The 24,562-nt window shown below is 62.1% G+C and carries 20 protein-coding genes and 1 tRNA gene; 10 read left to right on the top strand and 11 right to left on the bottom strand.

The window, feature by feature from the left end:
- Nucleotides 1-8: 8 nt before the first annotated feature.
- On the bottom strand, nucleotides 9-1,085 hold the full coding sequence (locus GKIL_RS03895; protein WP_023172101.1) for a tocopherol cyclase family protein: 1,077 nt from the start codon (nucleotides 1,083-1,085) through the stop codon (nucleotides 9-11).
- Between the two features lie 148 nt (nucleotides 1,086-1,233).
- Between GKIL_RS03895 and GKIL_RS03900 the strand changes: the two genes are divergently transcribed.
- From GKIL_RS03900 to GKIL_RS03920, 5 genes are all read left to right on the top strand, one after another.
- Nucleotides 1,234-2,307 carry an isocitrate/isopropylmalate dehydrogenase family protein gene (locus GKIL_RS03900; RefSeq protein WP_041243707.1) on the top strand — a complete coding sequence of 358 codons (1,074 nt, stop codon included), beginning with the start codon at nucleotides 1,234-1,236 and terminating at the stop codon, nucleotides 2,305-2,307.
- A 183-nt stretch (nucleotides 2,308-2,490) separates the two neighbouring features.
- Nucleotides 2,491-3,330: a carotenoid biosynthesis protein gene (locus tag GKIL_RS03905; protein WP_051382651.1), complete on the top strand. Its 840-nt coding sequence runs from the start codon at nucleotides 2,491-2,493 to the stop codon at nucleotides 3,328-3,330.
- Between the two features lies 1 nt (nucleotide 3,331).
- Nucleotides 3,332-4,492 carry a glycosyltransferase family 2 protein gene (locus GKIL_RS03910; RefSeq protein WP_023172105.1) on the top strand — a complete coding sequence of 387 codons (1,161 nt, stop codon included), beginning with the start codon at nucleotides 3,332-3,334 and terminating at the stop codon, nucleotides 4,490-4,492.
- Nucleotides 4,493-4,524: 32 nt separating this feature from the next.
- The gene (gene trmFO / locus GKIL_RS03915) at nucleotides 4,525-5,874 is read left to right on the top strand and encodes an FADH(2)-oxidizing methylenetetrahydrofolate--tRNA-(uracil(54)-C(5))-methyltransferase TrmFO (protein ID WP_023172106.1); all 1,350 of its coding nucleotides are present in this window, start codon (nucleotides 4,525-4,527) and stop codon (nucleotides 5,872-5,874) included.
- Nucleotides 5,875-5,876: 2 nt separating this feature from the next.
- Complete coding sequence (locus GKIL_RS03920) at nucleotides 5,877-6,524, top strand: riboflavin synthase (protein WP_023172107.1); 648 nt, start codon at nucleotides 5,877-5,879, stop codon at nucleotides 6,522-6,524.
- Between the two features lie 9 nt (nucleotides 6,525-6,533).
- Here the strand turns inward: GKIL_RS03920 and GKIL_RS03925 are convergent, their stop codons facing one another.
- The 6 genes from GKIL_RS03925 to GKIL_RS03950 all read right to left on the bottom strand — a co-directional run bounded on the left by GKIL_RS03925 (nucleotide 6,534) and on the right by GKIL_RS03950 (nucleotide 14,496).
- On the bottom strand, nucleotides 6,534-7,553 hold the full coding sequence (locus tag GKIL_RS03925; protein WP_023172108.1) for a pentapeptide repeat-containing protein: 1,020 nt from the start codon (nucleotides 7,551-7,553) through the stop codon (nucleotides 6,534-6,536).
- Nucleotides 7,554-7,686: 133 nt separating this feature from the next.
- Nucleotides 7,687-8,058 carry a VOC family protein gene (locus tag GKIL_RS03930; protein ID WP_023172109.1) on the bottom strand — a complete coding sequence of 124 codons (372 nt, stop codon included), beginning with the start codon at nucleotides 8,056-8,058 and terminating at the stop codon, nucleotides 7,687-7,689.
- Between the two features lie 103 nt (nucleotides 8,059-8,161).
- Nucleotides 8,162-9,871, bottom strand: coding sequence for a choice-of-anchor tandem repeat GloVer-containing protein (locus tag GKIL_RS03935; RefSeq protein ID WP_187293880.1), 1,710 nt, complete (start codon nucleotides 9,869-9,871; stop codon nucleotides 8,162-8,164).
- Nucleotides 9,872-10,248: 377 nt separating this feature from the next.
- A complete protein-coding gene (locus tag GKIL_RS03940; protein ID WP_023172111.1) occupies nucleotides 10,249-12,201 on the bottom strand; it encodes a thioredoxin domain-containing protein in 1,953 nt (650 codons plus the stop codon).
- 9 nt (nucleotides 12,202-12,210) lie between these two features.
- Nucleotides 12,211-13,104, bottom strand: a complete 894-nt coding sequence (gene fabD / locus GKIL_RS03945; RefSeq protein ID WP_023172112.1) for an ACP S-malonyltransferase — start codon at nucleotides 13,102-13,104, stop codon at nucleotides 12,211-12,213.
- Between the two features lie 42 nt (nucleotides 13,105-13,146).
- Nucleotides 13,147-14,496, bottom strand: a complete 1,350-nt coding sequence (locus tag GKIL_RS03950) for an esterase-like activity of phytase family protein (RefSeq protein WP_023172113.1) — start codon at nucleotides 14,494-14,496, stop codon at nucleotides 13,147-13,149.
- Between the two features lie 138 nt (nucleotides 14,497-14,634).
- On the opposite strand from GKIL_RS03950, the gene GKIL_RS03955 reads away from it, so the two are divergent.
- Nucleotides 14,635-14,706, top strand: a tRNA-Thr gene (locus GKIL_RS03955).
- 31 nt (nucleotides 14,707-14,737) lie between these two features.
- Here GKIL_RS03955 and GKIL_RS03960 read toward each other — a convergent pair.
- Nucleotides 14,738-17,281: a PDZ domain-containing protein gene (locus GKIL_RS03960; RefSeq protein ID WP_023172114.1), complete on the bottom strand. Its 2,544-nt coding sequence runs from the start codon at nucleotides 17,279-17,281 to the stop codon at nucleotides 14,738-14,740.
- A gap of 168 nt (nucleotides 17,282-17,449) precedes the next feature.
- On the opposite strand from GKIL_RS03960, the gene GKIL_RS03965 reads away from it, so the two are divergent.
- Genes GKIL_RS03965 through rseP form a run of 3 tightly spaced genes read left to right on the top strand, consistent with a single transcriptional unit; the run spans nucleotide 17,450 to nucleotide 20,764 of the window.
- Nucleotides 17,450-19,318 (top strand): tetratricopeptide repeat-containing sulfotransferase family protein, encoded by a 1,869-nt coding sequence (locus tag GKIL_RS03965; RefSeq protein ID WP_023172116.1) that lies wholly within the window; start codon nucleotides 17,450-17,452, stop codon nucleotides 19,316-19,318.
- 18 nt (nucleotides 19,319-19,336) lie between these two features.
- Complete coding sequence (locus GKIL_RS03970) at nucleotides 19,337-19,633, top strand: 4a-hydroxytetrahydrobiopterin dehydratase (RefSeq protein WP_023172117.1); 297 nt, start codon at nucleotides 19,337-19,339, stop codon at nucleotides 19,631-19,633.
- A gap of 51 nt (nucleotides 19,634-19,684) precedes the next feature.
- A complete protein-coding gene (gene rseP / locus GKIL_RS03975; RefSeq protein ID WP_023172118.1) occupies nucleotides 19,685-20,764 on the top strand; it encodes an RIP metalloprotease RseP in 1,080 nt (359 codons plus the stop codon).
- On the opposite strand, the gene GKIL_RS03980 is transcribed toward rseP, so the two are convergent.
- From GKIL_RS03980 to GKIL_RS03990, 3 genes are all read right to left on the bottom strand, one after another.
- A complete protein-coding gene (locus tag GKIL_RS03980) occupies nucleotides 20,761-21,615 on the bottom strand; it encodes a metallophosphoesterase family protein (protein WP_023172119.1) in 855 nt (284 codons plus the stop codon). The genes rseP and GKIL_RS03980 overlap by 4 nt on opposite strands.
- Before the next feature lie 67 nt (nucleotides 21,616-21,682).
- Nucleotides 21,683-22,696, bottom strand: a complete 1,014-nt coding sequence (locus GKIL_RS03985) for an amidohydrolase family protein (RefSeq protein WP_023172120.1) — start codon at nucleotides 22,694-22,696, stop codon at nucleotides 21,683-21,685.
- A gap of 97 nt (nucleotides 22,697-22,793) precedes the next feature.
- Entirely contained in the window at nucleotides 22,794-23,078 is a 285-nt protein-coding gene (locus tag GKIL_RS03990) for a TMEM165/GDT1 family protein (protein ID WP_023172121.1), read from the bottom strand.
- A gap of 185 nt (nucleotides 23,079-23,263) precedes the next feature.
- On the opposite strand from GKIL_RS03990, the gene GKIL_RS03995 reads away from it, so the two are divergent.
- On the top strand, nucleotides 23,264-24,553 hold the full coding sequence (locus GKIL_RS03995) for a S41 family peptidase (protein ID WP_041244325.1): 1,290 nt from the start codon (nucleotides 23,264-23,266) through the stop codon (nucleotides 24,551-24,553).
- Nucleotides 24,554-24,562: the final 9 nt, after the last annotated feature.

The following is a 24,562-nucleotide window of genomic DNA, read 5'->3' on the forward strand; positions in this document are numbered from 1 at the left end:
CTATCTTCTCAACAACGAAACTGCCATTCGCCCTCCCAGGGGCCGCCGCCCGTCTCCAGACCCCCCAGCCGGGTGCTGCCCTCGAAGAGCACCGCCCGCGTTCCCCAGCGGCGGCTCAGTCGCACCTGCACGCTTCCTTTGAGGGTATCGCGGCAGACGAAATGTGCTCCCGTCGCCGTCGGTGCCAACAGTTCAATGCCATCGTCCCTCGCGGCGGTGCCGCTCACCTCGATGCGGTAGCGCTCTGAAACTGCCTCGATCTGCCACCGCCCCCAGGGGGTGACCGCACAGCGCAGGTGGCCGTCCTCCGGCAAAAACCGGTAGAAGCGCCCGCCGTGGTAGAGGCCGACCATCGCCACCGATTCCTCGCGCCACAGAAAGCCGCGCCTGCCCCCTCCAGCAATTAAAGCCGCCTCCGGATCCGCCTCAAAGGCGTTTGCCTGCACCCAGAACCATTTTTTAGGAAAGGCACCGCCCCAGTTCTTCTCGCCGTAGGCGGGGGCGTCCTCAAAGCTGTAGCGTGCTCCCCGCCACTCGATCCAGCCTGTGGCCCGCCCGTGGGCCATCAGAATCTGCCAGCCCGGTTCAAAGACCGGCAGGTACGAAAGCCAGCCCATCGTCGCCTCTGGCCGTCCGGGCCGCCCCCAGCCGGCTACAGGCTCGATCCGGTAGCACCAGGCGGCATCTTTGAGTACGCCCTGGTTGAGCGTCGCTGTCGCCTGGTAGCCCAGCTGCACCTCAGATGCGAAGCGGGCCGGATCGATCAGGCCCGGCTGCGGCAGAGCGGGTTCGCTGTGGCCGAGGGCGAGCCGGTCCGGCTCGGCCCAGAAGCCTCTTACCTCGTCAAAAAGATGATAGAGGCGCTCGTCGCCCGGAGCGAGGATCTGGGCAAAGCCGCCGCTGGTGGCCCCTCCACCCGCCGGTTCGGCGATCGCGTACATAAAAGCGAAGGACTCGCCCACCTCCGGCAGGCTCACCCGGTAGTACCAGCCCTCGAAGAAAGGCCGTGCCCTGGAAAGCAGCAGGCCGCCCGGCCAGTGATAACCGGCGTGGGGAGTGGTGAGCGCAGGAGGTGGTACCGGCATAGAGGCAGGCAAACTTGAACCCAACTTAACAATCTACGAACAGAGCGGGCAGTTCAGCCTCTGCCCGAAGAAGCGAAAAAGTGGCGGGGGCTACTGTACCGCTACCAGGGGGCGGTATCGTATGGGGGCGTCCTATGGAGTCTGTCTTGTGTCCAAGTATCGTGTCACACTCATTCGCGGCGACGGTATCGGCCCGGAGGTGGCGGAGGCTACCCGTCTGGTCCTCGACGCCACCGGCATCGACTTTGAGTGGATTGTGGTGGATGCCGGCGTCGATGTCATGGAGAAGTACGGCACGCCGCTGCCGGATGAAGTGCTGGAAGCGGTGCGCCATAGCGACGCCGCGATCAAGGGGCCCATCACCACGCCGGTCGGTACCGGCTTTCGCTCGGTCAACGTCGCCCTGCGCCTGGCGCTCGATCTTTACGCCAATCTCCGGCCCGCCCGCTCGCTGCCGGGGGTGCGCTCGCGCTACAGCGACGTGGATCTGATCGTCGTGCGCGAAAACACCGAAGACCTCTACAGCGGCATCGAATTCGAGCGGGGCAGCGCCGAGGCGCTGGAACTCATCGAAGTGCTCAGCCGCCTCAGTGGCCGCCGCATCCGCGAGAGCGCCGGCATTTCGATTAAACCGATTACCCCCGAGGCGAGTAGCCGCATCGTCCAGTTCGCCTTCGAGTACGCCCGCAAAAATGGGCGCAAGAAAGTAACCGCCGTCCACAAGGCCAACATCATGAAGCACACCGATGGGCTGTTTCTGGAGGTGGCGCGCCAGGTGGCAGGCGGCTACCCGGATATCGAATTTGAAGATCGCATCGTCGATAACATGTGCATGCAACTGGTCCAGAAACCGGAACTGTACGACGTGCTGGTGCTTCCAAATCTCTACGGCGACATCGTTTCGGATCTGACTGCCGGGCTGGTGGGCGGGCTCGGGGTCGCGCCGGGGGCAAATATCGGGGCAAACGGCGCGGTCTTCGAGGCGATTCACGGCTCTGCTCCCCGCTACGCCGGGCAAAACAAGGTCAACCCCTGCGCGCTCATCTTGAGCGGCGCGCTGCTGTTGCGCTATCTGGGCGAACTGGCGGCGGCGGTGCGCGTCGAAGAGGCGGTGGCGGCAGTGATCGCCGAAGGCCAGGCGGTCACCTACGACCTGGCCCCTGCCGGGGTCAAGCCCGTGGGAACCCGCCAGATGGCGGAGGCAATTGCCGCAAAGGTCTAATATCGTCGGGGCAGCCGGAAACCAAAAGCTCCGATCTCGTTGCAGCCTCAGCGGAGCTGGCCCTATACTGCCACTTGTGAAGATTTGTTTCCGGCCCTGGGTCCGGTCTGCTTCGCATTCGCTCTTATCTGCGCTGTTCTTCATGCGAGTTCTTCGATGAAATCATTGAACCTTGCCAGGAATATGCTGATCGCATCGCACATCGCTGCGATGGGTTTTGGTCTATATGGGCTTGTCATCCTGCCGCGTTCGCCAGAATTTCTTGCGACTATGCCCCCGCAGGGCGTAGCGATCATGACCTTCGGCATGGCCCACGGCGGTGCACTCTACATCGTGTTGGGGGCGCTGGCCGTGGCCATCTACGGCTGTCAACTGCTGGGATTACGCAAGTTACTGCTCTTTTTGGTACCGGCGTTTTGCCTGTCGCTCGCCAGCGAGCTTTTGGGTACGAGCACCGGTTTTCCTTTTGGTGCCTACGCCTACACCGAACTGTTGGGCCCAAAGGTGATGGGGCTGGTGCCTTTTGTCATTCCGCTGTCGTGGTTTTATATGGGTCTGGTCTGCTACCTGCTGGCGCGGGGCGTCTTCGGCGAGGCGCGGGGCGTGCTGGGCACAGTCGGGCCGCTGCTTCTGGGAGCCTGGTTTCTCACCGCCTGGGATCTGGTGCTCGATCCGGCGATGGCGGTGGCCGATCCCAAGTTCTGGATCTGGCAGCAGCAGGGGCCATTTTTTGGAATGCCGCTGCAGAACTTTGCCGGCTGGTTCGGCACGGGCCTCCTTTTTATGAGCGTGGCGCGCTGGGCCTGGCGGAGCAATCCCCCCGCCCCGGCAACGGGCAGGCTCACGGTACCGATGGTGATCTACGTCGCCAACATCACCTTCTCGTCGGTATTGAGCATCGGGGCCGGGCTTTTTATCCCCGTGCTCATCGGTCTGGTTCTGGGGCTGTTGCCGGTGCTCTGGGCCTGGTGGTGCAGCGCTGCTCAGACAACCGCACCGCGACTGAGCCAGGTGGCCGAGTGAGGTGAGCGGTCTTTTGCTCGTGCTCGCAGCCCTGCAGGGCGCTGCCCTGGCGGTGCTGCTGGCGCGGCTGGCCGGTGGTCGGACGCGCACGCCGCCGCTGGCACCGCTCAGTGCATTGCCGGAGCCGACGCGGGTAAGCGCAGTGGTGCCCACCCTCAACGAGGAGGCGCGCATCGGCCCCTGTCTGGAGGGGCTGCACGCCCAGGGACCGGAACTGGTCGAAGTGATCGTCGTCGATAGCCGCTCCACCGACGGCACCGTGGCGCAGGTAGAGGCGATGGCAAAGCGCGATCGCCGCTTTAAGGTCGTCTACGACGATCCGCTCCCCACCGGCTGGGTGGGACGGCCCTGGGCACTGCAATCTGGCTTTTTGCGGACAGACCCGGCAAGCGAGTGGGTGCTGGGCATCGACGCCGACACCCTGCCCTTGCCGGGGCTGGTAAACGCGATCGTGGCGGCGGCGCGGGCGGGAAACTACGACGCCCTCAGCCTCTCGCCCCGCTTTTTGCTCGTGGGGCTTGCTGAATTCTGGCTGCAACCGGCGCTACTTATCACCCTCGTCTACCGCTTCGGAGCGGCTGGAGGAGCAGGAAGCCCCCGGCCTGAGCGGGTGATGGCCAATGGCCAGTGCTCGTTACTGAGGCGGCAGATGCTGGTGGCGATGGACGGCTATACCGCTGCTCGCCGCTCCTTCTGCGACGATGTCACCCTGGCGCGCTCGCTGGCGGCGCGGGGGGTGCGGGTCGGATTTCTCGATGGGGCGCAGCTTATCAAAGTGCGCATGTACAGTTCGGCCCTCGAAACCTGGAACGAGTGGGGGCGCTCGCTCGATCTCAAAGACGCCTCCACCCCCGGCTGGCAGGTATTCGATTGTTTGTTTCTGGTGCTGGCGCTGGGGCTGCCGATTCCGGTACTGGCCCTCGCTACTGCCGGTTTGATCGAGTTTGCGCCCTTAATCTGGGTCAATGGTCTGCTGGTTGCCATCCGGCTTTTGCTGCTGTTTGCTATCGCCGGTTCCTACGAACGCCTGCGCTGGAGCTACTGGCTCTCGCCCCTGGCCGATCCGCTCGCTGCCCTGCGGATCGTCATCTCGTCTCTCACCGTTCCCCGGCGCTGGCGGGGGCGCAATTACGACAATCTCGACCGGCAGCCCGTTCAATAGAAGCGCGATCCCAGACGTACACTGGACCTATGATGCAGCCTGTGCAGATTATCGGCGGCGGTATCGCCGGAGCGGAGGCCGCCTGGCAGTGCGCCCAGGCCGGGGTGCCGGTGGTGCTCTTTGAGATGCGGCCTGGGCGCGTCAGTCCCGCCCACCACACCGCTTACTTAGGTGAGCTGGTCTGTAGCAATTCGTTTGGAGCACTCGCCACCGACCGGGCACCGGGTCTACTCAAAGAAGAACTGCGCCGCCTGGGATCCCTTGTGATCGCCGTTGCCGACGCCCACGCCGTTCCGGCAGGCGGTGCCCTCGCCGTCGATCGCGTCGTCTACAGCGAGCAGTTGACCCAGCGGGTGGCGAACCATCCGCTCATCACCTTGCGGCGCGAGGAAGTGCGCCAGATTCCCAAGACGGGTATCGTTGTCTTCGCCACCGGCCCCCTCACCTCCGAACCGCTCGCCCAGCACCTGCAGCAGCTCACTGGCCTCGATTATCTGAGCTTCTTCGATGCCGCAAGCCCGATCGTCGAGGGCGAATCCCTCGACCGCGACAAAGTCTTCCTGGCCTCCCGCTACGACCGGGGCGAGGCGGCCTACTACAACTGCCCGCTGAGCGAGGCGGAGTACCGCGCTTTTTGGGAGGCGCTCGTCAATGCCGAGCAGGCGGAGCTAAAAGCCTTCGAGCACGAGGAGCGCAGGTTCTTTGAAGCCTGCCTGCCGGTAGAAGAACTGGCCCGCCGAGGCTACCAGACGCTGCGCTATGGCCCCCTCAAGCCCGTCGGCCTCACCGACCCGCGCACGGGCCGCTGGCCCTACGCCTGCGTCCAACTGCGCCAGGAGGACAAAGCCGGTCGGCTCTGGAATCTGGTGGGCTTTCAGACCAATCTCAAGTGGAGCGAGCAGCGGCGCGTCTTTCAGCTCATCCCTGGCTTAGAAGAAGCCGAATTTGTCCGCTTTGGAGTGATGCACCGCAACACGTTCTTGTGCTCGCCCCACCTCATTGCTCCGACCCTGCAGTTTCGCTCCGCACCGCGATTGCTCGCCTGCGGCCAGCTCACCGGCACCGAAGGATACACGGCGGCGGTCGCAGGGGGGTGGCTTGCGGGCACCAACGCCGCCCGGCTCGCCCGCTCGCTCAATCCCCTCACCCTGCCCGTCGAGACGATGGCCGGGGCACTCATCGACTATGTGAGCACGGGCGATCCCAAAAATTTTCAGCCGATGCCGCCTAACTTTGCCCTGCTGCCCGAAGTCGTTCCTGCCATCCGCCAGAAGCAGCAGCGCTACTGGGCCTACCGCGACCGCGCCCTGGCTGCAATCGATCGCTTTGGGCGCGACGCCCTGGGTCGCGGCAGTGAGCGAGAACCAACGGCGGTGATCTGAAGATGTTTACGGGGATCATCGAGGAAGTCGGCATCATCGCCGCAGTGGGTGGCGACGGTCTGAGCGTCTACGCCGAAAAGATCCTGCAGGGTGTGGCGATTGGCGACAGCATCGCCGTCGATGGCATCTGCCTCACAGTTACGCACTACGAGCGCGACCGCTTCAGCGTCGGCCTCTCCCCCGAGACGATCGAGCGCACGACCTTGCTGCGGCGCTCGCCCGGCGACCCGGTCAACCTCGAAAGTGCCCTGCGGGCCGGGGGCAAGCTGGGGGGCCATTTCGTGAGCGGCCACATCGACGGCGTCGGAAGCTGCCTGGCCAGCTCCCAGAGCGGCACCGCCTGGGAGATTGACTTTGAAGCTCCTCCGGCGGTGAGCCGCTACATCGTCGAAAAAGGCAGCATCGCCATCAACGGCATCAGCCTCACCGTCGCCGCCTGCAACCCGGCAGGCGACTGGTTTCGGGTGGCGGTCATCCCCCACAGCTTTAGCGAGACCACCCTCGGATTTTTACAGCCCGGCGATCCGGTCAACCTCGAAGCCGACATCATCGGCAAGTACGTCGAGAAGCTCCTGGGCGGCCATAGCGGCCAGGACCACCGCCAGCCCGAGGTCTCCCTCGCGTTTTTGAGCGAGCACGGTTTTTTGTAGCGGTGGCCCCTAGCGACGGCTGTCCTTGAGATTTGTCCCGTCCAGCTTTGCTTTATCAAGAAAAGCGCCGCGCAGATCCGCGCCCCGCAAGTCGGCCTTGCCCAGGTCCGCGCCGCTCAGGTCCGCGCCCCTGAGATTGGCTCCACCCAGTGCGAGGCCGCCCAGGTCGAGTCCCTGGAGGTTGGTCCGCTTCAGATTGGCCTGCTTGAGGACTGCCCCGGTGAGGGTGGCACCGCTCAGGTCCGCTGCACTCAGATCCGCGCCCGTAAGATCGCTGTTGCTGAAGTTGGTGCCGTCCGCCGCCGCTGCGTGCAGGTCTGCCCCCTGCAACTTCGCACCCGTCAGATCCGCGCCGCTCAGCTCGGCGACCACCAGGACCGCCTTCTGCAGATTCGCGCCCTTCAAGTTGGCCGCAGCAAGTCTGGTCTCCAGCAAGAATGCGCCGCTCAGATTGGCAGCACTTAGATCCGCGCCGCTCAGGTCCACCGCCCGCAGCTTGGCAGCGCTCAAGTCCGCGCCCGCCAGCTTCGCCTCGTTCAAGACCGCCGATTCCAAGTTGGCACCTCCGAAGCGGGCACCCCCTGCCTCGGCCCGCCTGAGCTTGGTCCCAAAAAGATCTGCCTTTTCCAGTTGCGCCTGGTTCAATCTGGCCTCGCTCAGATCCGCTGCGTGCAGGTACGCCCCCGTCAGATCCGCCCTGTCCAGGTTCACCTGGCGGGCGTGGGCGGTGATCAAGCTCGCCCCCTGCAGCCGTGCGCCTTCGAGATTGGCCCCCGTCAGATTTGCCCCGCGCAGGTTAGCGTCGCGCAGGTCGGCTCCTTTTAGATCCGCCCCGGCCAGATCGGCATTCTGCAGGTCGCAGGAGCGGCAGCGCCTGGTCTTAAGTAACTGTTTAAGCTGGCCCTTGTTGGGCGAAAAGCTCTCCGGGCCGTGGTTGTGGGCAGCCGGATCGGCGATGTCAGCGGCCAGGGCAGGACAACCGATCAAGAGCAGGCCCGCCAAATAAAAGCGCGAAATCTGGGATACCATGCGCAGGAGTGAGAAATGCTACAGTCGTTATTCTAAAATTCCGATTGACCAACTCCCAGCTTCCGCCCCTTTTTTGGTTCGAAATTCCTAAGCCAGAAGAGGGTCAACAGCATTTGCCCCTGAAAAATACAATTCAGGCAGGCGAGTGGTAGACCGCTTCCAGGCGGTGGCCGTCCGGATCGAGGACGAAGGCGGCGTAGTAGTTGGGATGGTAGTGGCTGCGCAGGCCCGGCGGGCCGTTGTCCTTGCCGCCCTGGCCCAGGGCAGCTTGATAGAAGCTATCGACGGCGGTCCGGCTTGGAGCGGCAAAGGCGAAGTGACCGCCCCCAGCTGGCTGGCCCGTCGGCCTGTGATCGAGCCAGAAGAGCGGCCTGCCGTTAGGACCGTAGGCCGCTCCCCTCGGGTGACGAAAGGCAAACTGATAGCCGAGCGGTGCAAAGACCGCATCATAAAAGGCAATGCTCTTGTCGAGATCCTGGATGCTGATCGAAATGTGATCGAACATGCGGCACTCCCTGATACCTCACTGTTTGTAGCATCTGTTCTGGCCGCTCAGAAAACAGGAGCCCGGTACAAGGCCAGTACCCGGCTCCTGGGCAGGCACTACATCAGGGTTGTGTGATGCTGAGGGTATACGGTCCAGTGGCACCAAAGCTCAACGCTGTAGCCTCGATCGTGTAGGTGCCGCTCTCGGTGAGGGTGTAGACGATCCTTGAATTGAGATTGCCTCCACCATCGTCGTCCGTGACGATCAGGCTACCACTGGGGCTCAATAGGCCCAGATACGAGTCGAAAGCGGTACTGCTCAAATCGATCTCGATCTGTTGTCCGGCTGTACCTTCGAAGGTATAGCGATCCTCGTAGGAACCAGAGATCAGCGATGACTGGCAGTCAATGGTCGAGAGGCTGCCATTTACCGTCTGGGGAATTGTAAGTGGTGTCACGGTACAGCCTGCAGCGGTAGTAAGGGTGAGCAGGTAGCTGCCACGCACATTCGCCTGGCTCGTCGAGACCTCGAAGGTGTAAGTACCGGAGATGGGCAGCAGGAAGTAGCTGCCTCCAAAACTGGGAATCTGATTGGCTCCGCCCTGCACGATCTGGCCATTTGGATCGATGAGATATAGACGATCGATGTTTGATGAGGAGGAGAGAACGGCGTTCAGTTGCTGTCCAGCAGTTCCTGTGAACGTATAGCGATCCGCAAAATACTGTGGACCCTCAATTGGAGAACGGCAATCCGTTGGACGCAAATTGCCCTGGGTCTGCCCAACATTAAGTGCTCCAGGAGAGCAGGGGGACAATGTCGGTACATTGAAACGGAAAATCGTGCCACGGCTATAAGTCCCACCGGACTGCGTCGTACCCATTAACTGCTGAGCACTTCCAATCAAGCCTCCAGCTGGAGAAGAGCCGCTCTGGGGGTTGTTGAAATAATCGAAGGAGTTCAGTGTCGTCAGCTCCCCGGTCGGTTTTAGTTGAAAAATAGTTCCCCCGTTCAAGAGTCCGCCACCGGAAGTTGTGCCATAGAAATTGCCGTCATCAGCCTCGAACAGCTCCGCTTGAGGCGAGCTGCCCTCGAAGCCGCTAAAGCTATGTAGCATGGTCAGATTGCCGTCTGGGGTGATGCGGAAAGCAGTTCCAGTAAAACCTGCAACGCCCCCACTGAACGTTGTACCGTAAAGATTCCCGTCGCTACCTTCGATCAGCGCAGCCTGTGGACTGCTGCCACCACCAGATGAGAAAGAGTTGAAAAAATAAAGAGGCACCAGGCTGCCTGGACCATCGAGACGAAAAACACTTCCACCTCCCGATGGTCCACTAGAAGCGGTAGTACCGTAAAGCTTGCCATCGCGAGTTTCGGTCAGTCCAGAGGCTGGATTGGTGCCGTCGTTAAATCCAAAAGCGTAGATAGTTGTTAGACTTTCACCAGGCAGAAGCCGAAAAATAGTCCCACCAAAGTTCGCCCCCCCAAAAGAGGTCGTCCCGTAGATGTAACCATCACGAGCCTGGATGAGGCCACCGTTGGGCAGACCACCATCGGACTGACTTGTGAAGGTGTAGAGAATTTTGAGCTGTCCTTGAGGAGTGATGCGGAAGAGCGTTCCCTGGCCCGCAATCCCGCCGCTCATAGTTGTGCCATAAAAGTTGCCATCGGAAGCTTTGAGCAGGCGACCTTTAGGATTGAAACCGTCTTTGCTGCCCGAGAAAGAGTGCAGCGTGGTCAGTTTGCCCTCGGGGGTGAGCCGGTAGACCGTTCCCAGGTTGTAAGCGCCGCCGGAGGTGGTCGTTCCGTAATAGTTGCCGTCGTCGCCGACCACCAGGGTTCCGGTGGGATTGGCACCGTTGTAGTAATCGAGCGAGTAAGAGGTGATAAGGGAAGCAGGTTTGGCTAGAGCCGGAAGCGGGAGCGATGCACTCGCTACAAGGCCGCAGGCAAGAGCGACGGACTGAAATAACTGAGGTGGAATCCGCATCGTTGAGAAACCTCTGTAAGGCGAAATGGAGCTTTGAAGCCGCCACCGTTGTATTGGTGGATACTTTCCAGGCTGTGGACTCTCTCCAATACTGGTGACCAGCGCAATTTATGCAGCCTTGCAGGTAAACTCTGTTCGTTTGCGTTCCGACCGATAGCGCCTCTACGGGCAACCGTTGCTGTTTAGCGTACTGTTCGGCTTGAATCCGCTGAACAGCCTCGCTAACTGACCTCGCGGATCAGGCTTGTGCGCAGTTGGGTCTCAAGTTGCGCTTCAGTTTCGATCGGTTCAAGGCAGCGCAGACCTTCGCAGACGAGGGCGAGGGCGGGCGGCTGGACAGGGGCAGCCTTGAGGACAGCGGTGGGCCAGTAGCCGCACAGCAGTCTAGAAATTTGCTCTGATCCGCTCTGGACGAGTACGGGATGCTGGTACCAGTCGTAGCCGGCCAATAGCGACGGACAGGCGCGCGGTGACTGGGCAAGAATCTGGGCGAACTGGCGCAGAAGCCCACCGGCGCGATCGAAGTACGCAAGCTCGTCGGTCAGTAGAAACAAGCGCACCAGATTGACGGCAGCGACACCGTTGGCGGACGGGGTGGCGCTGTCCTGGTATTCTTTTTCGCGAATGAGCAGGTCTGGGCTCACCGGTGCGCTGAAGTAGCCTCCCAGTTCCAGATCCCAGAGCTTTTCGTCCATCTGCCGCTGGAGGTCAAGCGCCGCCTCCAGCCATTCGCCTGCCTGGGTGTGCTCGAACAGATCGAGGAGCGCCTTGATAAAAAAGGCGTAGTCTTCGGCTCTGGCAGGCACCGCTGGTTCACCGTCGTAGCCGATCCGGTAGAACTGGCCATCTACCCGCTGGCGATCGAGGATGAAGCGGGCGGCGCGGATGGCTGTCTCGCCAAATGCAGATTGCTGGAAAACGCTGGCAGCCCGGACGAGGCCCGAAATCATCAGGGCGTTCCAGGCGACGATGAGCTTGGTGTCGGTGGCGGGAGGAATGCGCTTTTGGCGCACGGCAAAAAGTTTGTCCAGAGCCTGCTCAGTATCCGGGTTCAGTTCACCCTCGTCGCGGCGCTGCAGGACGATCTGGCCTTCAAAGTTGCCCTCGCTCCGGATAAAAAAGGCGGCTTCAAGGGCAGCGAGTTGCTCAGTGTCGAGGATCTGCTCCAATTCGGCAAACCGCCAGATGTAGAACTTGCCCTCCTCCCCCTCGGAGTCGGCGTCCTGGGCCGCATAGAAATAACCCCGCTCGTCGGTCATCTCCCGCACCAGCCATGCGTAGCTCTTGAAAACGGCTCGCTTGAAGGCAGGCGTCTTGAGCCCGCTTGCCCAGAGATCGCTTAAAAATTCGACGATCTGAGCGTTGTCGTAGAGCATCTTCTCAAAGTGCGGCACCGTCCAGGTGCCATCGACCGTGTAGCGGTGAAAGCCGCCGCCGACATGATCGAAGATGCCGCCAGTGGCCAGATCTTCGCCCCGCTCGCAGGCATATTCGGCGAGCGCCACCTCACCAAAGCGTCCGAGCCGCAGGGCAAAACCGGCATAGGGCACCATCGGAAAACTGGGGCCCATGCCGTCGCGCTTCAAGATGCTGCCAATCTGGGGTGCGGCCTCCCGCAGCAGCCCGCCGGGCAACTCCGCCTGCGGCACCAGGCGGTTACTGGCCTGCAGGGCTTCGAGGACGCGCTCCTTGTGCTCGGATAGCCGCTTGCGATCGCTGCGGTAGTAGTTTGCGATCGCCTCAAGGACGCGCAAAAAGCCGGGCCGACCGTAGCGATCCTGCAGTGGAAAGTACGTCCCGCCGTAAAAAGGGACCAGATCGCCCGGACTGAGGAAGATGTTGAGCGGCCAGCCCCCCTGCTGGTTCATCAGTTGCAGCGCCTGCATGTAGATGGCGTCGAGGTCGGGCCGCTCCTCGCGATCTACTTTGATGGCGACAAAGTGGGCATTCATGTAGCGGGCAATCTCCGGATCGGAGAACGCCTCGTTTTCCATCACCGTACACCAGTGACAGCTCGAATAGCCGATCGACACAAACAGGGGCCTGTCCTCGCGCTCGGCCTTTGCCAGAGCCTCCGGCCCCCACGGTAGCCAGTCGATCGGGTTGTAGGCGTGCTTGCGCAGGTAGAGAGACTTTTCCTGCAGCAGGCGATTGGGTGTGCCGGCGGTGCTCATGCCTTCAGGCTACACCGGCAGTGCCACCGCCGGTTCGATGTTGCGCACCCGCAGAGTAGGTGCCGTCCGCCGGGCCAATCCAGTGAGCACCGTCCCCGGCCCGATTTCGACCAACTCCTCGATTCCCCGCTCCGCCATCTGCAAGATCGTCTCCCGCCACCGCACCGGATGGTCGATCTGCAATTTCAGACTGCGCCGGACGGCGGCAGCGTCGGTAAGCGCCCCATTCGGATCGACGTTGGGCAGAATCGGGATCGTCGGCGGCTGCAACACCACCTTGTCGAGCACCGCCGCAAACTCAGCCGCTGCCGGAGCCATCAGGGGCGAGTGAAAGGCACCACTCACCGCTAAGGGGATCACCCGCGCCCGCAGGGCACGCACCGCCGCGCTCACCTCGGCGACTTCAAGAGGATTGCCTGAAATCACCATCTGCACAGGATTGTTGTCGTTGGCGATCACCACGCTCTTTTTCTCGCTGCACAATAGCTGCAGTTTTTCGCGCTCAAGACCGATGATCGCGCTCATCGCTCCGGCACTCTGGGCGTCCATCAACCGCGCCCGCTCCGCCACCAGCTTCAGACCCGTCTCAAAATCAAAGACCCCCGCCGCCCAGAGCGCTGAGTACTCGCCCAGGGAGTGACCGGCGACCAGCAGTGGTTCAGCTTCTGTGCCCGACAATCGTAACTGCCGGGTCAGGGCGACGCAGACAGTAAAAAGGGCCGGTTGCGTGTAGAGGGTGCGGTCCAGACGTTCTCTGGGACCGGAGCACACCTGCTCCACTGACCAGCCCAAAATCTCAGAAGCTTGCTCAAACAATGTTGCGGTCTCTGGGTTGTTCGCCAGTGCCTCGGCCATGCCGACGACCTGCGAGCCCTGTCCTGGAAAGATCCAGGCTGTCGCCATAGTGATCCCTCGTTCGATGTCAAGAGATCATCGTAACAAAGTTTAATGCAGCGTGGATACTAACTTGAGCGGTTTGTCGAGACGGACCAGGATGAACTCGTTGTCGTCCGGCACCCCCGGCGTCCGCCCGACGCTAAACGGATAGTTGTTGTCGTTGATCACCAGCAGCGTCTGACGGTCCACGGGCAGCACAGATTCGATCGTGACGAACGGGAAGGTAAATACGCCGTTGGTCGTGCCATTGCCACCCAGGTTGTTGGGGTCGGGAATGTTGAGCAGATCGACCACCTGTTCTTTCTGGACGAAGCCCTGGCTGTCGAGCTTGGCGATGTCGATCTTATAGATGCGCTTGAATTTGGCCGGGCTGGTAAAGGCCGGGTTGTTCGGATCGCCCTGGTTGCTGTCGCGCTCGATCACCAGAAACTCGTGGTCGTTGATGGCCGTCAGATCGCCGATCGACTGGCCCGATTCGGTCGTGTTCTCCATCTGGTAGAAGAAGACTTTGCCGGTGTAGCTCTTGGTCGCGAGGTCGAACTCGTTGATGAGCAGGCGGCTGCGGTTAGGGTCGCTGGTGAGCGGCCCTTCGAGCAGGGCGTAGAGTTTGGTGCCGCTCGCGTTGAGGGCCAGTCCCTCGAAGCCTTTGGAACTGGGAAGATTGGCGGTGGCCGTTCCTAAAAACGGGTTGTCCGGCGACTGGACAAAGGGGTTGCTGTCGAGGGCCAGGAAATTCGGCAGCGGCACCGGCGCTTCGAGGAGCTGGCCACCGGCTGAGATGTGGAGCAAAAAGGGACCAAATTCGTCGCCGAACCAGTAGCTGCCGTCGCTCACCTTGCGGAACGACTCAATGTCGAAGTCGGCTCCGGTGAGCAGGCGGTTGTTCTTGATGCCCGGATCGACTGGAATAGTGAGCGGCGGGTTGAGGGTATTCGGATAGTTCGTCTGGGTCGCCACCGTCGAGAAGCCCGCCTGGTTGTTGCTGTCACTCAGCTGCACGAGGGCAGAAAGATCGAAGCTCGCCTTCACCTTGCCAGTCACCGCATCGGCGGCAAACACCTTACCGCTTCCACCGCTGACGGTCTTGAAATCGGGCCGCACCGCGTCGTAGCGCAGCAAAAAGTCCGCCGAATTGCCCTTCGCACCGTAGCCGTTGTCGGACATTGCGTAGTACGTGCCGCGCTTCGGGCCAGGCAGCACCGCCGAGACGCCCTGTACCGGCTGGCGAAATAAAAACGGCACCGTCACACCGTTGGAACTGGTGATGAACTGGCCGGAGGTCGGACCAAAGCTGAAGCTGGCCGAAGGCAGAACTGCCCGTCCCACCAGTTCCGTCGCCTGGGCTGGAGCCAAAGAAGCCGCACCTGCCAGGCAACCCGTCGTCAGCAATTTGACCATCGTACTTTTGAACATGCACGCCACCCAAAATTCGTCCGACCTACTGTACGGCGCGTAGAGGTGGCTGGTCGTTAAGCGACGGTTAACGATTGGTTATGGCCGACACTTTCTTTGCGGACAGTACAATAGAGCAGAGTTGCTGGTGTGGCGCAACGGTAGCGCAACTGATTTGTAATCAGTCGGCTGCAGGTTCAAATCCTGTCACCAGCCTGAAGAACTTGCAATTTCCCCAGGTGGTGCGCTACTCGGGTTGCAGACCTGTCGCTTGCGGTGCGCCCTGGGACTGGTCGCTCCATATGGGCCGGGAGATATCGGGCCGCCGTTCAAAGACCATTTTCAAAGTAGTCTTGTCGCGCTCGGAGAGGGCAGTCGTGCCGTTGAACTCGGTGTACATCGCATCTTGCGCGTCGTCGCTCGCCCCGCGCAGGCCCAGGGCGTAGCCTAACTGTTTGAGGGCGACCATCTCGATGAGGCGGGGGCGATCGGCGTCTTGAAAAGCGCGCAGGGAGCTGACGTTGATCTCGACCAGGGGAAGCTGGAGAAAGTTGTTGAAATCGCGGGGCCGCAAACTGAGCGTGCTGGCGGTGACGGCACCGAGGGTATCGAGGTTGGGCCGATTGGTGAGGTACACCACCAGATCCGCTTCCTCGGGTGTAGCCGCAGGCAGGATGTGCAGCAGACCCTCGCCCGCCTGCTGCCACTGCCCGGCAGCCCGCCAGACCGCTTCTGCCTCCTTGGGATCGGCGGTACCGGCGACAAAGAGCCGCACCGGATCCCGTAGCCGGACGACGACCGCTCTTTTGCCAGAACCAGACGCACCGTAGGCGGTCACAGTGCGGCCTTTTATCTGATCGCGACCGACGATGGGCGAGGTGTAGTTCAAGATGAGCAGCGAATCGAACAACGAAGGGCCGCCCAGATTGAGGTTGGCAGCGTAGCTGGCGGTGTAGTAGTCGTAGACGACCGACGGAAAATAGTTACCGGCTACGGTCGGAGCGGCTGGAGGCCAGTAAGCGCCGATGCCGCTGGGGCAGTCCTGCAGGCGCAGGTCGAGTTGCTGGACCCGGCGGCGCAGGTACTGGAGCTGTTCGTCCGATAAGAGCGCGTCGTTTTGATCGACCAGGGCGGCGTAGGCGCAGCCCAGGGCCGGTTGGCGGCTTCCTAATCTCTGGGCGGCCTCAAGATAACGAAGCGCAAGGGGCGGATCGTTCAGGCGCAGCCACTGCTCGCCCTGCTGCTCGTAGAGCCAGGTGAGGGCAGCGCGGGCCTGCTCGGATGGGCTACTGGCCAGAGAAGTCTCCAGGCTCGTCTGGGCTTTTTTCCAGTCACCGGCGGCGATCTGGGCGCGGGCGGCGGCGTAGGCGGTGCGGGCGAGTTTGGGATCGGGCTTTTGCGCGGGCAGGCTGGCGACGGGCAAACTGGTATCGAGCAGCCAGGGTTTGACGCTCTCGACCGGCGGGAGTGTCACATCCGCCTTGAGCGGCACACCCAACAGCTCACCAGTGCGGATAAACGGGCGCAGCTGGGTGGAAAAATCGAGGGTGGCCTTCTGCCTGGTGACCAGTTGCTCGTAGGCGGGCAGCGGGCTGGAACTGCCGCTTACCGGTACGTTGGCGAGGGAGGTCAGCTCAAGGCGGCGGTTCTGTCGAGCCAGGAGCGTGAGCCTGCCCCCTACTGGCGAACTGGCGCGGACGATCGGCACACCGCGCTCGTCGTCGATGGCAGAGATGAGGCGGCCAGTCACCTCCGGCTCCTCGCCATCTTCGAGCAGCCGATCTTCGGGAACCTGCAACTCTACAGGGATCAGCGTACCGGCGGGCAATTTGCTCGCCTGTTGGGCCGGAATGGCCACGATCTGGGTCGGCAGGGAGTTACCAACCGTGAGTTGCCAGCGCTGAAAGCCGTCCCAGCCCTCGGTGCGGATGAGAAGCTGGCCGATACCCAGAGGCCGCAGCCGGGCCAGCAGAGCGGAGGCGTTTTCTGCGAGGCGGCGGCGGTCACTCACCGGCCCCAGGGCAATTGCAAGCTGGCTCCCCTGGCGCTCGGCGGCGGTCACGTTGCCCCAGCCCAGGTACGCTTCGCTGAGGGTCCGAAAAGTCGGCTCCAGCGGTGTGAGAGCACTCTCCTCGCTCGGCAGGGCAAGGGAATTGGCTGCAAAATTGCGGCTTTCGCTGCTGCTGAGCGTCACCGGCACCGTCAGCGGCTTTTTGTCGCGCAGGATGCCCAGAGACACCGTCTCGCCGGGCCGATGGTCCTGTAGAACGGCGAAGACGTCGTCGTAGCGACTCACAGGCTTGGCAGCGATCTCTGTAATCGCGTCGTTGAAGCGCAGATCGGTTGTGCGCAACTGGGGATTAAACCAACCCCGTAGCCGCAGGGTGCTCTTGTCGTCGCGCACGGAGTCTCCGAAAGCCAGCCCGAGAAATGTTGTCTGCGGCCTGACACTCGTCTGGAGAATTTTGCCCCGATCGAGCTGCAGCTGCACAACGGCGCGAGCGGCGATCAGGTCCTCCGGCAACGGTTCAAAGGGCTTGAGCCGGGCCAGGTAATCGGCGGTGAGCACCTGATTGTCGAGGGGCCGCGCCGGATCTTCGATACTGAAGCGCTCGATCCGCCCACCGTGACTCACCTCAAGTCGGATCTGCTTTGCATCTTCTAACAGCAACCCCCGTTCCTGCAGAGCCACCTGCAGGCGCGTCAGCCAACCGGAAAGATCCGTCTCAGCCCGAGCAGCGGGCACAAAAAGCAGCGAAGCGAGTAATGGAAGAACGGCTTTGCGCAACATGCGTTTTCCCCAGCTGGAAGAATGCTAGCGGTGTGGACGATTCACTTTTAACAATAGTCTCTCACTTCAGCATGACGATCAGGTGACCTTCGCGTGAAATGGTCTGTGGCTGCAGGCCACCGATTGCTAATCTGAAGCTGGTAAAGAAGCTCCATATCGGAAGTGAACGTGGCATCCAAGCCAAAACGCAGCCGGGAGCGATCCCTGACGCCTCCCGAAACGGCCCAGACGCTCTACGAACGCGCCGAAGCTGCCCGCCGGCACCATCAATTGGGCGAGGCAAGCCGCTATTACCGGCAGGCTCTCGTCCGCGACGCGCACTTTGCTCTGGCCCACTATGGGTTGGGCGCAACCCTCGCCCTGCAGCAGCAGTGGCAGGCCGCCGCCGCCAGCTTTGAAGCGGCCCTGCAACTGCATCCGGATCTGGCCGAAGCCAGTTTTGATCTGGCAGGGGTCTATCGCCGGTTAGGAGCACCGGGCCGGGCCGTCGATGCCTATTACCGGACGCTCGCTATCCGCCAGGATTATCCGGGGGCGCTGCAGGCACTGGCGGATCTGCTGTTGCAACTGGGAGACTGGCGGCGGGCTCTGGGCTGCTACCGTCAGTTGCTGGAACGCGAGCCGGGCCATGCCGGGGCGCACCTGGGCCTGGGGGTGATCCACCAGCAGCAGGGGCAACTGGCGCAGGCCCGGACGCACTACCTGCAGGCGGTCGAGCAGCAGCCGGATCTGGCGGCGGCCCTCGCCAATCTCGGGTTGCTCTGCAAGATCGAGGATCGTCCGGCAGAGGCGATCGACTGGTACCGCCGGGCGCTCGTCCACGAACCGGACAATCCGACGATCTTGAGTAATCTGGCAGCAGTCCTGGAAGAAGTGGGGGATCTCCAGCAGGCCGAACGGCTTTACGAACGGGCGCTGAGCGTTCAGCCGGAGGATATCGAGGCGCTGGCCGGACGCGCCTCGGTGCGCGAGAAGCGGCGCGACTACCAGGGAGCTTACGATCTGCTTGCTCCCCTGGCCCGAGTACGAAGTGACAGTGTGCGGCTGGCCATCGCTTTTGCCACCGCCTGCGAGCGCCAGTCGCGACCGGCGGAGGCGCTGGAGGTGCTCATCCGCACTCTGGAGCGCTCCCAGGTGCCCCAGGACCGGGTGTTGCTGCTTTTTAAGCTGGCGGGCGTCCAGGACACCCTCGGGCACTACGACGAAGCATTCGGCTGTCTAGAAGAGGCCCACGCCCTGCAGCCTTTTTTCTTTGACCCGGTAGCCTGGACAGGCCAGATCGACGCGCTCATCGCGACTTTTAGCGCTGAAAATCTTGCCAACCTTCCCCGTTCCAGCAACCGCTCCTCGGTACCGGTCTTTATCGTCGGGATGCCCCGCTCCGGCACCAGCCTCATCGAGCAGATCCTCTCGCGCCACAGCGCAATCTTTGCCGCCGGGGAGCGCGGAGCCCTCTTCGAGCTGGCAGGTACGATCGATGGCTATCCGGCCCGCCTGGAGTCTCTGAAAACAGAACACCTGGACGCGCTGGCCGAGCCTTACCTCGCTCAGTTACAACAACTGGCTCCCGCAGCTTCCCGCATCACCGACAAACTGCCCCAGAACTACCTCCACCTCGGGCTGATTGCTCGTCTGTTTCCTGCCGCCCGCATCATCCACTGCCGCCGCGACCCCCTCGATACCTGTCTGTCGTGCTACTTCCAGAACTTCGCTGCCCGCCATCCTTATACCAGCCGCCTCGAACATCTGGGACAGTACTACCGCCAGTACGAGCGGCTGATGGCCCACTGGAGGGAAGTCTTAGCGTTACCGATGCTGGAGGTCTGGTACGAAGAGCTGGTTGCCCAGCAGGAGCGGGTGAGCCGCCGGTTGGTGGAGTTTCTGGAGCTGCAATGGGAGGAGGAGTGCTTGAGTTTCTGGCGCTCGGAGCGGCTGGTGAACACGGCGAGTTACGACCAGGTGCGGCGGCCCCTCTACGACCGCTCGGTGGGACGCGCCCGCCACTACCCTGCATTCGTCGAGAAGTTGAAACTTTGAATATAAGGAGGACAGAAGATGACTACGAAATTGAGTACTGAGCAGATCGAGGCGGCTCTGGCTGGGCTGGAGGGCTGGCAGGTGGTCGAAGCGGACGGCACCAGGGCGATCGAGCGCACTTACCGCTTTGCAGATTTTGCCCAGGCGATGGTCTTCGTCAATCAGGTGGCGCAGGAGGCCGAAGCTGCCGCTCACCATCCAGACATCCAGATTAGCTACAACCGCGTCAAACTCACCCTCACCACCCACGACGCGGGGGGGCTAACGACAAAGGACTTCGAGCTGGCCGCTGTGCTCCAGGGATCCGTAGCGTGATTTTTTGGGCCACAATGGGAAAAATACGGTCCCTTTGAATAAGGAGCGCGAATGTTTGTACTGGCAGCGATCGCGGTTCTGGGCGTGCTGATTGTCGTCCACGAACTCGGACACTTCCTGGCCGCCCGTCTGCAAGGTATACACGTCAACCGCTTCTCGATCGGCTTTGGGCCAGTGCTTTTGCGTTACCAGGGACCAAAGACCGAGTACGCCCTGCGGGCGCTGCCCCTGGGCGGTTACGTCGGCTTCCCCGACGACGACCCGGACAGCACCATTCCCCCCAACGATCCAGATCTGCTCAAAAATCGCCCCGTCCTCGACCGGGCGATCGTGATCAGCGCCGGGGTGATCGCCAACATCGTCTTTGCCTACTTGATCCTGGTGGCGCTGCCGCTGTTTGCCGGTATTCCCGAGGCCAGAGAACAGCCGGGCATTCTCGTGCAACAGGTCATGAACCAGACCAGTTCCGCCGCAAAAGCCGGAATCAAGGCGGGCGACGTCGTGCTCGCAGCCGACGGCCAGTCCCTTTCAGGCAACAGGGCCGGGGTTGAAAAGTTGCGCCAGATTATCCAGGGCCACCCCGGCAGGCCCGTTCGCTTTACCCTGCAGCGCGACAGGCAACAGCGCCAGGTAGAGATCACCCCCGACAGCGAAGGCAAAATTGGCGTAAGCCTCACCCCCAACCAGGCGATCGAGCGCCGTCCCGCCCGCGATATCGGCGAAGTTTTCCAGACCGGTTCTGAGAGTTTTGGCCGCGTCTTCAGCATGACCTTCGAGAGCTTCCAGATGCTCTTCAGCGGCAAGGCGGGCCTCGGAGAAGTAGCAGGGCCCGTGGGCATTGTCGCCATGACCGCCAACCTCGCCCAGAGCGACATCACCAACCTCTTCTTCGTCGCCGCCTTGATCTCAGTCAACCTGGCGATCATCAACATCCTGCCGCTGCCTGCCCTCGACGGCGGCCACCTCGCCTTTTTGTTCATCGAGGCGGTGCGCGGCGGCAAGCCCCTGCCCTCCAATATTCAAGAAAAGGTGATGCAGACGGGCCTGGTCGTGCTCCTGGGGCTGGCGCTGTTGCTGATTTTTAAGGATTCGCTGACCTTGCTGCGCAACGGCGGCTCGATGCTGCCCTAGCGGACCGCACCGGCGGCGGCAACCACCCGGCTCGTCTCCCCCGGCGAATGATGCCGCAGCAACAGTCCCCGGCCTTCGAGATTCAGTAGCTGCAGGCCGCGCTCCGTCGAGGCCAGGGGCTGTTTCCAGTGGACGTGGCCGCTCATCACCAGCGGCTTGCTGCTGCGCTCCATCGCCCGCCGTATGGCCTCGTGACCGGCCAGGTTCCAGGGCGGCGCGTCCGGTCCCTGGTGCAGCAGCAGCAGGTCCGGATCGGCTTTGAGCAGGCGCTTGAGTGCCCGGATAAAATCTTTTTCGCGGCGGCGCTGCTGCTTTTGGGGATCGCCAATAATGCCACCCAGACCAGCGATCTTGAGGCCACCCAGATCGACCACCTCGCCGTCGAGCAGGTGAATGCCCGGTTCGCTGGCAAAAGCGGCCCGCTCGCTGGGCGCACCAAAATCGTCGTGGTTGCCCGCTACCCCCGCTACCCAGCGAAAGCGGCGGGCAAAGGCCCGCCAGACCTCGCGCACATCGCCGATGCCGCCGCGCCGGTCCAGTTCTGGCCGCACCCACAGATCGCCGCAGAGCAACACCCCGATCTGTGCGGGATCGGGTAGATCGCTGCCGGCAGCGAGCCGGGCCAGTTCCCCCGCAATTGCCTCGCCCAACAGTCGGGGAGTCTGACTGCCGGAACGCGAAAATACTCCCTGCAGGTCCGAGCAGGCGAAGATCGCCGCACATCCTGCCGGTAAAACATCGACCGTGGCGTGGGAAATTAAAAAAGCGCGGCGGCGCACCGCTCCATCGGCGGCCACAGCGCGGTAAGGAATGGCATGAAAAGGCTGCGCATGGATCGTCTGGATACGCATGGCGGCACAGAAAGCGACCGCGCACAGTCTAGCACTACCGGTAGCGTTTTAACCCGGAGGCTCGTGCCTACGAAACGCCCTGGGTGGCAAGAATGGCCTGGGGCGGCCTGGAGTGGGGCCAGGCGAAGGCGTGGCGGAAGCTCGCTTCCTGACAGGCTTTGAGTTGCCTGAAGTCGATGACGTCGTTGGTGAGCAGGTTCTCGTACTCGAAGGGCAGGCGGACATCGTGCAGTCCGGCGTTGTCGGTGCAGATGGCAATATCGACGCCGGCCTCGAAGCAGCGCTCGAAGACGGGGCGCAACTGGGCGATGTCGCTCAGGGTGCCGGTCTTGATATAGGTAGTCGGACAGACTTCGAGGCACTGCTGGCGGGCGGCCAGTTGCGGTAGCAGTTCAGGATAAAGGAGCGGTATCTGGATGCCGTGGCCGATCCGGCAGACGTAGGGCAGCATCTGGGGGTAGATGCCGTCTCTGGTCTCAAACAGGTGGGCGGTGGTCTTGAGGCCGCAGGCGAGGGCGTACTTATATAGATCGATAAACGTATCGAGGCGGGCAGCGTAGCGGGCGTCGCCGCCAGCCACGTCGATGCCGCAGACGTACTCGGGCAGACTCGCCGCCAGCTCGACGATGGCGCGGTTGACCCTGTCGCTCAGGCGGCTGTGCAGGCAGAGGATCTGGCTGGTGACGATCGGGTACTCCGCCGATCGCGAGGCGTCGCCGATCGTGCGGACGACCTCGGCCATCTGGGCGATGCGGTCCTCTTCGCTCAGATGCCTGTCGGTGCGCAGGTAGGGCGTGTAGCGAATTTCGAGGTAGGCCAGGTTCTCGAAGATATACGCGCCTCGAATCAGGCGGGTGACGAAGTAGGGCAGGGCGTCGAGGGTCTGGACGTGCTCGACGAGGGTGTGCAGTTCGAGATATTCTTCGAGGCTGCGGCGGGGACGGGTAAAGAACGCTTCAAAGTCCTTGTACTCGGGATACTGTTCGGCGAGCGGGTGATCCTGGCGCACCAGGTAGCGCCAGAGGATCCGGGGAACCACCGACCCGCCAAGGTGTCGATGGAGTTCTGCGTGCAACGACATAGGTTCCTGCGGGGAGGTAAATTTTTCCCATTATCACCCATTGCCTCCACCGCTGTTGCACGGGCAGGCACCGTTTTTAATAACCAAAGCACAAGTTCTAGCTGCCGCCTCTAAACACCTGCCAGAACATCAGGCAGCCAATCACGACAAAACCCGTCGCCGCTCCCAGTTGCAGGTACTGGGGCGGAATCATCTTGCTCAGCCACTCCCCGGCCAGCACGCCCAGCAGGCTCGCGAGCACCAGAGCGAGGGAGGAGCCGAGAAACACCGCCCAGGGTGAGCCGGATTTGGCAGTCATCAAAAACGTCGCCAGTTGCGTCTTGTCGCCCAACTCCGCCAGAAAGATCGCCCCAAAGGTGACGCCGACCAGTTTCCAATCCATCGCGCGACTGTCGCACCGTTGCAAAGCTTCACTGTCACGATAGCAGGTTTGTCCAGGGTGGCAGGCCCACACCCCGGCTCAGGGTCGGATAGACTATCCCTATCAAGTCGGGCACCCCAGGCATCTACGGGGCGTCTGCAGAAAGAACCGTCACGGATATCGTTCTCCACATGACCCAAAACACGATGCAAAGTTTCTTCCGCAGGAGCGCACCGCTCACCGGGCTTTTGATCTTTTGTGCTGCCACCGCCGTCATCGCTGCTCCCAGGCAGCCGCTGCAGGTGCGCGCAGAGTACAACAGCAAGCTCGAAGATTCGCCCAAGGCGATCGTCGATGAAGTGTGGCAGACGGTCGATCGCGAGTTCGTCGATCCGACGTTTAACAAACAGAACTGGCTGGAAGCGCGTTCCCAGCTGCTCAACCGCGATTACAAGAACAAAGAAGAAGCTTATGCAGCGATTCGCACCTCGCTGAAGATTCTGGGCGATCCGTACACGCGCTTTCTCGATCCGCGCGAATTTCAGGCACTGCGCGATCAGACCAGCGGAGAGCTGGTCGGCGTCGGCATTCAGCTGGGTCTGTCGCCTGTCAACAAACAGCCGATGGTTCTGCGTACCCTCGAAGATAGCCCTGCCAGCCGCTCAGGCATCCAGGCCAAAGACGAACTGGTGGCTGTAGACGGCAAGCCGACCGCCAAGCTCGAACTGGCCGATGTCTCGCGGATGATCCGGGGCGATCGGGACACCCAGGTGACGCTATCGGTGCTGCGGGACGGGCAAAAGCTCAACTTCACGATCACCCGCGCTCCGATCGAGCTAAAGGTCGTCACCAGCAGCCTCAAAGAAGAAAATGGCCGCAAGGTGGGCTATATCCGCCTGCAGGAATTTTCTGAAAAAGCTCCCGGTGAGATGCGCAAGGCGATCAGCGATCTGAGCGACAAGGGTGCCCAGGGTCTGGTGCTCGACCTGCGGGGCAACCCCGGTGGCCTCTTAGATGCGGCGGCCAACATCGCCGATCTGCTGCTCGCTCGCGGCACGATCGTCTCGACGGTCGATCGGGCCGGTACCCAGGACAAGTTGCTCTCCGACCAGCATCCGATCACCGCCCTGCCGCTGGTGGTGCTGGTCGATCAAAATTCTGCTTCCGCGAGCGAGATCCTGGCGGGTGCCTTAAAAGACAACCGCCGCGCCACCCTGGTCGGCACCAAGACCTTCGGTAAGGGCGTGATCCAGCAGGTCAACTCCCTCTCCGACGGCTCGGGCGTAAACGTCACCATCGCCCACTACCTCACCCCAGCCGGCAACGACATCCACAAGAAGGGCATCGTCCCGGATGTGCTCTCGATGTTTCCCGAAGAAGCGCGCAAGAACCCGGTAGATCCGGCCTCCAGCGGCGATGTGCAGTATCAAAAGGCCATAACGGTGCTTGCCAGGGTGATCGATGGCAAGCCGGCGGTCGAGACAGCGAGCAAATAAGCGGCGAGA

The organism is Gloeobacter kilaueensis JS1 (assembly GCF_000484535.1).
Classification (GTDB): domain Bacteria; phylum Cyanobacteriota; class Cyanobacteriia; order Gloeobacterales; family Gloeobacteraceae; genus Gloeobacter; species Gloeobacter kilaueensis.